We start from the raw sequence: 11,157 nt of genomic DNA, 5'->3' as shown, positions 1-11,157 counted from the left end.
TAAAAGTCGCAAAGTGAGAGTTGATCCCTTCAAGCCCGATTTTTGCAAATATCGCTGATGCGAGCTAGCCAGGTAAAAGAAGCTAAGGTTCTGCCGTGTTTGACTCAGACGCGACTACCAAGTCTCGCTCGCGATTACTGCTAAATTCTACCCCACATATATAGAAAAATCGCCAAAAGCGCGCTCTTACTCCGCCTAACACTAAGAGAGATCTGTTTAAATTCCACTTCGACGCCCCTCAAAAACAAATGCCAGCGACGCAAGCGCATCCATCGTCGTTTAAATTCTGCTCCGATGCCTCTCAAAAAAGCAAACTTTAAGCCCAAACCTACTACTCTAAAAGTTCAAATTTTACAAATGAAGGATACTGAATGAAAAATTTCATATTTTCTGCACTTTTAGCTCTTGGCATCGCAGGCTGCGCCGTAAGCACCGCTCCGACGCCTGCAGGCAACTTGCGCTCGCTAAAATCCGAGATCGTAAACTACACTCGTCAAAGCTCCGCAGCTTACGTCTATACGTTTAAAGACCTATCCAGCGGCGAGCTCTACACCGCTCGCGCAAGTAGATACTATGCGGCTGCAGGAGATACTGCCTATATAAGTACCGCTTCAGGCGCTATCACCGATATGCGAATCATCTCGCGCAAAGCGGGTTCCGTTGCTCCGCGCGCTTATGATATTGGTAAAATCGAGACCAAACAAATGCATAAAAACGACGCTATTGCTGTACCTGAGAGCGAAAATATCAGCTTTTAATCCCACGCGATTTTTAGCCGTTGCGCCCTTTAAGGTAAGCGAGCCTGCTTTTACTTTGTGAAACGTTTTTGTGTTTGCTCTCTACTCTTATGAAGGCAATAGTTTCCTGTTCTTAATCATGGCGGGCTGGCGCGATTTGCTTGCGCTTTAAAGTCCGCTGATTCTTTATGCGATTGCCTGCATAAATTTTATATTTTATAAGTTGTGGAATTTTGTATTTCACAAAATTCTGCGCTGCACATCTTACTTATACGGCTCGGTCTTATATGGCTCGGTTAGCATTTTCTATTCGCTTGCTTCGTGCTTAAGATTTTTTACTGCGTGGCGCTATTTTGTCCGCAAAATTCTATATTATAGAAATACAGCTGGCGCTAGAATTTTGATTGCGAAATTCTTATAAATTTTCTTTCTCGCAGTTCTTCACGTACTACTCGTTCTCGGTATCGTATTCTTAGCAGATAAGATATCGCGTAGATTTTTAAAACCCACGCTTTGCAAATTTCGTATCTTGAAATTTTATCCATAAAATTTCGCATCGTAAAATTTTATTAAATTTATCCCGCATGAAAGAGGTGTTGCCGTCTGTTTACCGCAGCTTGATATAATCCCCGCATCGAAATTAGAACTCCTTTCAATAATCGGCGAGGCCTGTGTGGGTCTCGCTTTTTTATGCCCGTTAAATTTGGATTTTCGGTAAATACTCGGTAACAATTTGGTAAAATTTTAGTATTTTTCAGCATATTTTAAGCATATAATTTGTCATTTTGTGCTACTATTGCGCTTACAAACTTTTAAAGGAGTTCAAAATGAAACTAGTTAAACTTAGTTTAGCGGCAGCAGTCGCTGCAGGTGCTCTTGCTATGAGTGCAAGTGCTGTTCCGTTAGAGGAAGCTATCAAGGATGTGGATCTAAACGGATACGCTCGTATGCGATATACTCACGATCACCTTAAAAATAAAGCAGATAGTAATAGAGGTGTTTGGCAGTTTAAATCGGAAGTAGATTTTAAAGCTAAAATCGACGATAACTTCTTTGGTGTAGTAGGCATTAGATTTATGGATGAAGATCATGGCGAATCCGCTTCTTCTTCAAATAGTCAATATCATGGCAATTACGGCGCAAGAAGAGAAGACCCGGATTCTGATTTCGATATTGCTAAGGCTTACTTGGGATACACTATTGGCGGTACTACAATCGCAGTTGGTCGCCAGGGTATAGGCTCATTCTTTACCGATGATATGTATGGAGATGGCGTTAAAATTACTAGTACTGATATCGAGGGCTTAACAATTAGTGGTTTTTGGATGGATTCTCTAGAGAACGATGGCGATATTTCAAGCCTTGATTGGGCTAACGTAAATAATAAGCTAACTACCGATCATAACCTATATGGCATAGGATTTATGGGTTCATATGATCCCGTATCTTTCCAATTATGGTATAACTCTTTAGAAGATGTAGCGGATCTTTTTGCTGCAGAACTGGCTCTAAGCTTTGATATCTCTGATGATTTTAATCTCGGCGTAAAAGGTCAGTATGCATTTTCTGATTTCGATGGCGACTATAAAAATGTAGTAGGTGCCGATGATGCAGATTTCTGGGCCGCAGAAGCAAGTGCTGGTTTCTTTGGCGTTGATTTAGCTGCGGGTTATTTGAAATTTGAACCTGATCATAAAGACAGCCTTTCTTTTGTATCCTTTGAAGATCAAGGATCCTTCATTAGCCCGGGTGAAGAGTTGCTAGATTATAGAAGCTTTACTGGCGAGAACCACTATTGGTATGTAGTAGCAGGCTATACTATCCCCGATACTGGTATCAGAATCGGTGCCGATTACCTAGATGGTAAAGCGCATGGTGACGATGCATACGAAGTAGTAGGTAGAATTTCTTATAAATATAATGAAAAGCTAAGCTTCAAAACTTGGTATTCTCACTATAAGATTGACGATGCTGCTGGCGGTCTTGATGAGAAAAAAGATCGCATCAGATTTGAGGCTAAATACAGCTTCTAATTATTTACCTTATACGGGTAAAATTGGGGCGAAGCTTTTGCTTCGCCCTTTTTAAATTCTAAATCAAGGTTTTCTATGAAAATTTTTAAAATTTCTTTTTTAGTATGTTTTTTTGCCTTTAATTTAAATGCCGCGGATAAAGGGAGCGATGACACGTATGTATTTGAAGCCAAAGGTGAGTTTGCCAAAGAGCTAAAATCCCTGATCGAAAAGCATTCTAAAGATGAAAACGTAACTGTAAATATCTACAAAAACGCTCCGGTCGCAGGCAGTAAAACCCATAGCGGCAAGGTAAATCGAAATATAAATTCTTTAAAAGAAAGAGGTGGAGCTATCTTTGCTGAGAAGTGCGCTTCATGCCACGGCGAGAATGGCCAAAAAAAAGCTTATGGAGTATCACGTAAACTCAAAGATATGGACGCCAAAGAGATCTCGATAGCTATGTCGCAATACACTACAGATCTAAGTTATGGTGGCAAGATGAAAAATATCATGCAGCCGATCGCCGCTAAGACGGGCGCTACGGAGCTAGGCTACATCATTGCTTATCTAAAAGGCGACGATTCGTTCCTATACGATAGCTCGTCTAGTAGGAGCACGAATACTGAAATTTCGACCGCCCCGAGCGAGCAGGGCTCATACCTAAAATAAAGGAGCGTAGATGAAAGTAGCGATCGTTTTGGCAAACGGATTTGAAGAGATCGAGGCGGTAAGTTTGATCGATATTTTGCGCCGCGCGGAGATCGATGCAGTATCCGTGGGGCTGGATAAGAAATGCGTCTGCGGTACGCACGGGGTAGAGATGATCGCTGATGAAATTTTAGACGATATAAAAGTTTCGGAATTTGATATGATCGTTTTGCCTGGCGGCTTGCCCGGAGCCGAAAATTTGGCAAAGAGCGAGAGGCTGGGGCAAGTACTGCGCGATTTCGATGCAAATAACGCAAAAATCGGCGCAATATGTGCCGCTCCATGGGCGCTAGCTACCGCGGGTGTGCTAAAAAGCTCTTATACTTGTTATCCAGGTTTTGAAAATCAGATCGCTCACCCAGGCTATACGAATTCGGCGAATGTCGTAAAAGATCAAAATATAATGACTTCGAAAGGCCCCGCTACTGCGATGGAATTCGCACTGCAAATCGTTCGCGAGTTAAAAGGCGAGCAGGTTTATTCCAAGCTAAAATCCGATTTGCTTTTTAAATAAAATTTCAAGTGAAGGCCGATTCCAGCACACCTTATTTTGCCATCTGTAAAATGAAGTGCGTGATTTTGCCACGCTTGAGAACTACAAATTTTATCTTACTCTGCATGTATAAAATAGCCACAATATCTATTCTGAGTATCTGCAAACGACGAATGGAATTCTCACAACTCAAATTTTAAATCGAAAAACGTAAAAGGCTTTATGGGCAACAGATGAAATTTTATTGGAGCTAGTTGTTATTGAAACCAAATCCTACCATCGCGACGGTGTGGAACGTAAGCATAAAAATATTTTAGGCGTACCCTCAAGAGGGCATCGCTGAGCTGAATAAATTTCAGTGCGGCACCTTCGCGATGCACTCGCTAGCTGAAGCTAAACAAATCGCGCAAAATCTGCTAAATAAGGGGATCGGCGTGATCAAAAACGATAAGATCGCGCTGGGTTTAAATTTGATCAAATAGCGACGTCGATGTGTCAAGAGGCAAAACGGCGCAGTTTTTGAAGGTTTTGTCGGTAAAGCTCAGATCTATCGGGAAGCATATAAGCTTGTAATGCGCGACAAAAGCGTTATGTAGAATTCCTAAAAAAGGATAAAATTTAGCGCTTCTTCAAAATATCGTCGTTTAAAAATGCCGCGCTGCTTTGTATCGTTTTGGTAACGCGGTCTTTAGAATTTTGCGTTTTGTCGGATGTGGGTCTGTGTGCGATCAAATTTACGCGCCCGATTTTCGCCGTGAAATAAAAAATCCCCAGTATCGTCGCGTTTAGAAATACTCCAAAATATATCCGTTCTAATCCCCATATCCCTATGCTGGCGGCATGAATGGGCACAAAAATTATCACGACTAAGACCGGATAATAATCCGAAATTTTATTTTTGGCAAGGATTACGGTCGTAACGATGGCGTATGCGATGAGCGTAAAAGGAGAGATAAGCAAGAGTGCAAAAAGCGCGTTTATGCGCTGATAATCTTCGTGCCCGATTAAGACGCAAAAACTACAAAACGCGAGCGTTATGAGAAAAAATAAAGGCAAAATCCACCGCGTTTTCACGTCGCGCCCTTTAAGTAGCGATAAAAAGAGTAGATGAGAACCCAGTGCAATACAGTAATAATCAAATATAACCGACGAGCTTAGAAACGTGAGCGGTATGGCGAGCAGCGTACCCGGTCCATCAAAATATACCTCACTAAACATGAGCCACGTGATAAAGAGTATAAAAGCATATTTAAGACCCGCATAAGTGGCGCAAACACAGATACTAACAAGGATAAATCGTATAAATTTGCTCATTTGCCTTTTCCCTAAATTTAAGTGATTATAGCAAACAGCGACAAATGAATGGCGCAAAATTTTAAATTTGCCAGTGCGCTCGCCGAATCCGCTGTCTATCGCGAGCTCGGGTGAGAGAACCTGCCAATGCCTTCGTATTATTTCATCCGCGCCCGCGCCGCAAGAACAAATTTCATAAATTCTAAATTCGTTTTGCGTTATCATTGCGCTAAATTTAAAATTTTACGCAAAGGGGATCATATGAAAAATACGGCATTCATCACGGGCGCTACGAGCGGCTTTGGCGAGGCGATCGCTAGGGCGCTTAGCGCGCAGGGCTATAAGATCATAGCACTCGGGCGCCGCAAGGAGCGGCTGCAGAAGCTAGCCGGCGAGCTAGGCAACACGCACATTATCGCCGCGGATATTCGCGATAAGGCTGCGGTATTTGATGCCGTAAGCGCGCTGCCTGAAAATTTCAAAGACGTCGAGGTGCTCGTAAATAACGCAGGTCTTGCGCTCGGGCTTGAGGGGATCGCGCAGACGCCCGTAGAGGATTTGGAGACGATGGTCGATACGAATATCAAAGGCGTGCTGTATTCGACCAAGGCGGTGCTGCCGCTGATGATCGCGCGCAAAAGCGGCTATATCTTCAATCTCGGCTCGACTGCGGGCGCGTGGCCCTATCCGGGTAGCCACGTTTACGGCGCGAGTAAGGCGTTTATCAAGCAGTTTAGCCGCAATATCCGCAACGACCTGCGCGGCACGGGCATCCGCGTGACGGAGATCGCTCCGGGAATCTGCAAGAGCGAGTTTAGCGAGGTGCGCTTTAAAGGCGACGTAGCGCGCGCTGCGGCCGTGTATGAGGGGGTCGATGCGATCCTGCCCGAGGATATCGCGCAGATCGTGCTAAGCTGCCTGGCGATGCCCCGTCGCGTAAATATCAACGTCGTAGAGGCGATGGCGACACAGCAGAGCTGGGCCGGGCTTTTTATCGAAAAGCATTAAATTCTAAGGCGAGAAAATGAAAAAAATTCTATTACTAATGTTTTTATCGGTTGCCGCGTTTGCAGTGGACGACGCGACGAGGCAGCATAATGCCGAGCTTTTCGGCATCTGGACGCTGGTGCCGCCCGTCGTGGCGATCGCGCTTGCCTTTATCACCAAAGAGGTGATCCTGTCGCTTTTCATCGGCGTTTTTAGCGGCACCTATATGCTTGCAGTCGTCAATGACAATCCGATCTCCGCGCTTGTGGGCAGCTTTACGGATCTGGTCTCGCGCGTGGTGGGCTCGATGGCTAGCAAAGGCAACGCGGGCGTGCTTTTGCAGGTGCTTTGCATCGGCGGCGTGGTCGCGCTGATTAGCAGGACGGGTGGCACGAAAGCCGTGGCGCTTTGGATTAGCAAGCGCGCTAAAACGGGTATCTCGGCGCAAATTTCAACGTGGATTATGGGCCTTTTCGTATTTTTCGACGACTACGCAAATGCCCTGATCGTAGGCCCAGTCATGCGGCCGATCACCGACAAATTTAGAGTCAGCCGCGAAAAACTTGCTTTCATCATCGACGCTACCGCCGCGCCGATTGCGGGTATCGCGCTAATTTCTACCTGGGTAGGTCTTGAGGTCTCTCTGATAAGAGCGGGATATGATCAGATCGGCGTGCAAAACGTAAATGCCTTCTCGATCTTCGTGCAAACCATGCCGTATCGCTTCTACAATCTTTTTATGCTCGCTTTCGTGGTTTACGTAGCGTTCATGCGCAGGGATTTCGGACCAATGCTCTCCGCCGAGCGGCGAGCGGCGAGCGGCGAAATCCACTCTAAAAATTCTAACATCGCCGAGCTCGAAGATAAAACGCTAGAGCCTAAAGAGGGGATCAAACCGCAAGCTTCAAACGCCGTTATCCCGCTTATAGTGCTAATCTGCGGCGCGTTTGCGAGCTTTTATTTTAGCGGGCTAAGCAAGCTGCAAGGCGATGCTCTCGCAGCCGCAAAAGCCGCTCCGCTAAGCTTTGCGACGCTTCAGGCGACGTTTGGCAACGCGAACTCGTCGGTCGCGCTTTTTCAAGCGGCGCTTCTTGCTACGGTCGTGTCTATATTTATGAGCGTTTACCGCAAAATTTTTAACGTCAGAGAGGCGATCTCTACGTGGATCAAGGGGTGGAAGACGATGATCGTCACGATCGTGATCTTGCTGCTTGCCTGGTCGCTCAGCTCGGTCATCAAGGAGCTCGGCACGTCGCGCTATCTGGTCGATATGCTAAGCCAAAATACGCCGAAATTTTTGCTTCCGGTAGCGATTTTCGTGCTGGGCTCGTTCATTAGCTTTTCGACGGGCACGAGTTACGGCACGATGGGAATTCTAATGCCGCTTGCCATACCTTTGGCAAACGCCGTGGGGCTTCACTACGGGCTTTCGGGCGATGCGCTTCACGCCTATATGATCGTAAATATCTCGGGCGTACTTACGGGTGCAATTTTCGGCGATCACTGCTCGCCGATTTCGGACACCACGATCCTTTCGTCGATGGGCGCGGGCTGCGATCATATCGAGCACGTAAAGACGCAGATGCCTTACGCTCTATCCGTCGGCGCGGTCGCCGTAGCGGTAGGCTATCTGCCCGTAGCGCTGGGGCTTAGCGTCTGGATCGCGCTGCCGATGGGGCTTGCCGTTACGTGGGCTCTCGTGCGATTTGCAGGTAAAAAGATAGAGGAGTAGCTCTGTAAATTTTTAAATTTCGCTTTTAAATTTTGAATTCCGCAGAGCGGAATTCTGCTTTATCCCGCAGAATTCCGCTCTGCAAAATTCCGTCGCGCGGATAAAATTTTAAAGCGAAATTTCAAAAAGCGCGAGCAAATTTTAAAAGCAGAATTTAATGAGCCATATTAAAACGGCGCGCCCGCCTGCAATTTAAAATTTTTAAAGTAAACGAGTAGTAAAATACCGATAAATTTCAAATAAGGAGAATGAAATGAAAAATCCTAAAATGTTCCTCTGGGGGGGGGGGGGGTGCTAGCTGCTTTATTAGTAGGCTGCGGTGACGATACCGAGGTAAAAACTAAAGAATATTACGACGCTCATCTTGACGAAGCCAAAGAGGTTTTAGCAAAGTGTGATTTCAATACTCTTAAAGACGGAAGCAACTCTTATAAAAATTGCGTGAATGCAAAAGAATCGGTCAATGATATAAAAGTTATGACGGTAGAATACTATGAAAAGCATATAGAGGAAGCTAAAGAGGTAGAAAAGAATTGTGATTGGGATAAGATAGAAGAAGGAAGCAAAATGCACAAGAATTGTGAAAATGCAAGTAAGGGGCTAGAAGAATATAGATATAATGAGCGTAAAAAATATTTTACCGGAGGGCAGAAGTAAAAAATCGTAGGCTTAGAGGATAAAAAGTTTTCTCGGGGAGAAAATAAGATTTTAATATTATTTCAATATTAAAATTCCTCTTATGCCCTATGCGTAAAGCTCATTTTAACTTACTATACACTGAAGGCGCGGAGCAAGTTCGCTCTACGCGGCTAGAATTTTGCGGTATAAATTCCTCTCGCGAAACGATACGGCGTAAAATCTTGCTTTACGGATTTTAGAATTTCAAATTTAGCCTGCGAGCTTTTGGCTACCGCGGAAAAGACTTGTGAGCTTCGCGGCGCCTTAAAATTTAATCATTTTAAAATTTACGCCGTGCGCCTTGCCTAAATTTCTCTCGGCGGCGGTTTGTGCGGTGCACTAAATTTTAACCTCGCGCGCGCACTTTATCCGCACCCTGGTTTAAATTTAAAATTTCAAATTTACTGCGATAATTCGCACAGCGCGAGGAATTCCTTACTTACAGCAATCTTGACTTGCGCTATTAAATTTAAAGAAGCGACGGCGTCTTTCTCGCGCTATGCTGCTCCAAGTTGGACGGCGGCGTTGTGCGTTAAATCTTAAATTTACGTGCTAGGCGGCGGAAGGCAGCATTTGCCCCGTAAAATTTTAACTTTCGCGCACCGGACGACGGCTAGGTGCCATTGCTCACATGCTGTTGCGAAGCCGCTTCTAAATCATCAAGCCGAGTTAAATTTTTTAGCGCGCCGAAATTTTAGTCTATGCGGCGCGATTTACGAAACGACGAAATTTTGAGTTTGCGCTGCGATTTATAGCGCATCAAAATTTTAACTTTCACGAAACGATCTGCGATGCGCTAGAATTTTAATTTGCGTGGTGCGATCCGCGATGAACAGGAATTTTAATTTGACGTGATTTATGACGCACTGGAATCCCAACCTGCGCTACGGATCTACGACGCACGGGCGCGTAGCCTAGTCGATTGCTCGCATCGCATCAAGCCGCTTTAAAAACAGTTCTACTTTGCGCAGCTGCGCCGCATCTAGCGCCCTACCCGAGCAAAAATACTCCACGCTGTTGCCGTTTGGATAATTCACTCGCGAAATACCCGCCTCTTCGCTTCGCGGCTCAAATTCTAAGGACAAATCCGCGCCGCCTCGAGAATAAAGCTTGAGCTGTGAATTCGCATCTACGGCGCGTGGCGACATGCGGCATTTGTCTTCGTCGCATTGCTCTACGCCGCGGGCATTGACCGCCAGCTTACCGTCGCGTTCGCGGATTGCGCCCAGCTCGCCCGTTTGCGAATTTGCGCTAAATTTTATATCACCGTCTGCGTCAAATTTATCCGCACAAACCTGCGATTTTACGTCGCGCGAAGTATCCATGCCAAAGCCGCGCTCATCCGCGTTAGAAAATTCATCGCACTCATCATACCCCTCTGCGCCGTTTTTTCTGGCGCCGCACGACACTGCACGAAGTCTGCTCGTACCTTGCTCTATCATATCGGGCTTGCTCTCGCCGCAACTTTCTGTGTTGCCCTCACTGCGCCCCCTTGCGTCATACTCGCCGCGACAGCTACCGTCACTTACGCTCTGCCCGATGTCGCCGTTTTTGCTCCTTACGCTCTGTCCGCCGCCCGCGTCTCGTCCTTCTGCGTCAAATTTGCCGGCTTGCGCCGACGAATTCGTATCAAATTTTGCGCCGCTGCCCGCGTTAAATTTAACTGCACGCGAGGGCAAATCCTCGCCGCGCGCAAGCTTTAGCCCTTCGCCCAGCTCGCTTGCAAGGCGGTTTAACGTGCCGTCTATGCCGTCGATGATGCGCACGTGAGGCGGTAAAATTTCGCGCAAAACGTCCTTAAAATAGTTAAAATGCGTGCAACCAAGCACGAGCGAACCGAGGCGCTCAAGCTCAAATTTAGCTAGTTCCTCCCGCAGATACGCCCGAACCGCCGGCGAATTAAACTCCAAGTCCTGCGCAAACTCCACGAGGCGAGGCAGCGGCAGACTCCACGTCTCGCACTCTAGCCGCCCAACGAGGCGCGCTAGCTTCTCGCCCGCGATCGTTAGCGGCGTGGCGATGAGCAGCGTCGGGCGCGCGCCGAAGCTGTCCGCGGCGAGCTTGACGGCGGGCTCCATGCCGATGACGGGCACGCTAAATGCGCCGCGAAGCTCCGAGATGGCCGCGCTCGTGGCGGTATTGCAAGCAACGACGACCCCGTCGGCGCCGCGCGAGACCAAAAACCCCACCGCATCAAGGCTGAGCCGCACGATCTCCGCCCTGCTTTTCGTGCCGTAGGGGACGTGATCCTCATCGGCAAAATACAAAAACTCCGCCCCGCTAAACCGCCGCAAAGCCTCGGCTAGCACGCTTAGCCCGCCGATGCCCGAGTCAAAAAACGCTATTTTCAAATCTTTATCCAAGGTTAAAATTTCAAAAAAGGGATTATAGCTCAATCCAGGTAAAATTTAAATTTTGAGCGGGCTTGGTGGATCCGTGGCCGTTAAATTCTCGCCGCCTCGTTAAAATTCGCGATAAATTTAATCAATTTTTTAGGGGGGGGGGGGGGGTAAA

Annotated in this window: 9 protein-coding genes; 7 read left to right on the top strand and 2 right to left on the bottom strand. The window is 46.6% G+C overall.

Annotation, left to right across the window (positions count from 1 at the left end):
- Nucleotides 1-371: 371 nt before the first annotated feature.
- The 4 genes from Q0393_RS04100 to Q0393_RS04085 all read left to right on the top strand — a co-directional run bounded on the left by Q0393_RS04100 (nucleotide 372) and on the right by Q0393_RS04085 (nucleotide 3,974).
- Complete coding sequence (locus Q0393_RS04100) at nucleotides 372-758, top strand: hypothetical protein (protein ID WP_298978085.1); 387 nt, start codon at nucleotides 372-374, stop codon at nucleotides 756-758.
- Between the two features lie 806 nt (nucleotides 759-1,564).
- Nucleotides 1,565-2,770, top strand: coding sequence for an OprD family outer membrane porin (locus Q0393_RS04095; protein ID WP_298978083.1), 1,206 nt, complete (start codon nucleotides 1,565-1,567; stop codon nucleotides 2,768-2,770).
- 75 nt (nucleotides 2,771-2,845) lie between these two features.
- Nucleotides 2,846-3,421 (top strand): c-type cytochrome, encoded by a 576-nt coding sequence (locus Q0393_RS04090; RefSeq protein ID WP_298978078.1) that lies wholly within the window; start codon nucleotides 2,846-2,848, stop codon nucleotides 3,419-3,421.
- 10 nt (nucleotides 3,422-3,431) lie between these two features.
- Complete coding sequence (locus Q0393_RS04085) at nucleotides 3,432-3,974, top strand: DJ-1 family glyoxalase III (RefSeq protein ID WP_297988884.1); 543 nt, start codon at nucleotides 3,432-3,434, stop codon at nucleotides 3,972-3,974.
- A gap of 597 nt (nucleotides 3,975-4,571) precedes the next feature.
- Here Q0393_RS04085 and Q0393_RS04075 read toward each other — a convergent pair.
- Nucleotides 4,572-5,267: a hypothetical protein gene (locus Q0393_RS04075; RefSeq protein ID WP_298978075.1), complete on the bottom strand. Its 696-nt coding sequence runs from the start codon at nucleotides 5,265-5,267 to the stop codon at nucleotides 4,572-4,574.
- 240 nt (nucleotides 5,268-5,507) lie between these two features.
- Between Q0393_RS04075 and Q0393_RS04070 the strand changes: the two genes are divergently transcribed.
- The 3 genes from Q0393_RS04070 to Q0393_RS04060 all read left to right on the top strand — a co-directional run bounded on the left by Q0393_RS04070 (nucleotide 5,508) and on the right by Q0393_RS04060 (nucleotide 8,622).
- Nucleotides 5,508-6,254 (top strand): SDR family NAD(P)-dependent oxidoreductase, encoded by a 747-nt coding sequence (locus tag Q0393_RS04070; protein ID WP_298978073.1) that lies wholly within the window; start codon nucleotides 5,508-5,510, stop codon nucleotides 6,252-6,254.
- 16 nt (nucleotides 6,255-6,270) lie between these two features.
- Nucleotides 6,271-7,965, top strand: coding sequence for a Na+/H+ antiporter NhaC family protein (locus tag Q0393_RS04065; protein ID WP_298978071.1), 1,695 nt, complete (start codon nucleotides 6,271-6,273; stop codon nucleotides 7,963-7,965).
- A 291-nt stretch (nucleotides 7,966-8,256) separates the two neighbouring features.
- Nucleotides 8,257-8,622 (top strand): EexN family lipoprotein, encoded by a 366-nt coding sequence (locus Q0393_RS04060; protein ID WP_298978069.1) that lies wholly within the window; start codon nucleotides 8,257-8,259, stop codon nucleotides 8,620-8,622.
- Between the two features lie 935 nt (nucleotides 8,623-9,557).
- Here the strand turns inward: Q0393_RS04060 and murI are convergent.
- Entirely contained in the window at nucleotides 9,558-10,994 is a 1,437-nt protein-coding gene (gene murI / locus Q0393_RS04055) for a glutamate racemase (protein ID WP_298978067.1), read from the bottom strand.
- Between the last annotated feature and the right edge of the window lie 163 nt (nucleotides 10,995-11,157).

Origin of the sequence: uncultured Campylobacter sp. (assembly GCF_938015785.1) — a bacterium.
GTDB lineage: Bacteria > Campylobacterota > Campylobacteria > Campylobacterales > Campylobacteraceae > Campylobacter_B.
This window is presented reverse-complemented; position numbering and strand designations above follow the sequence as displayed.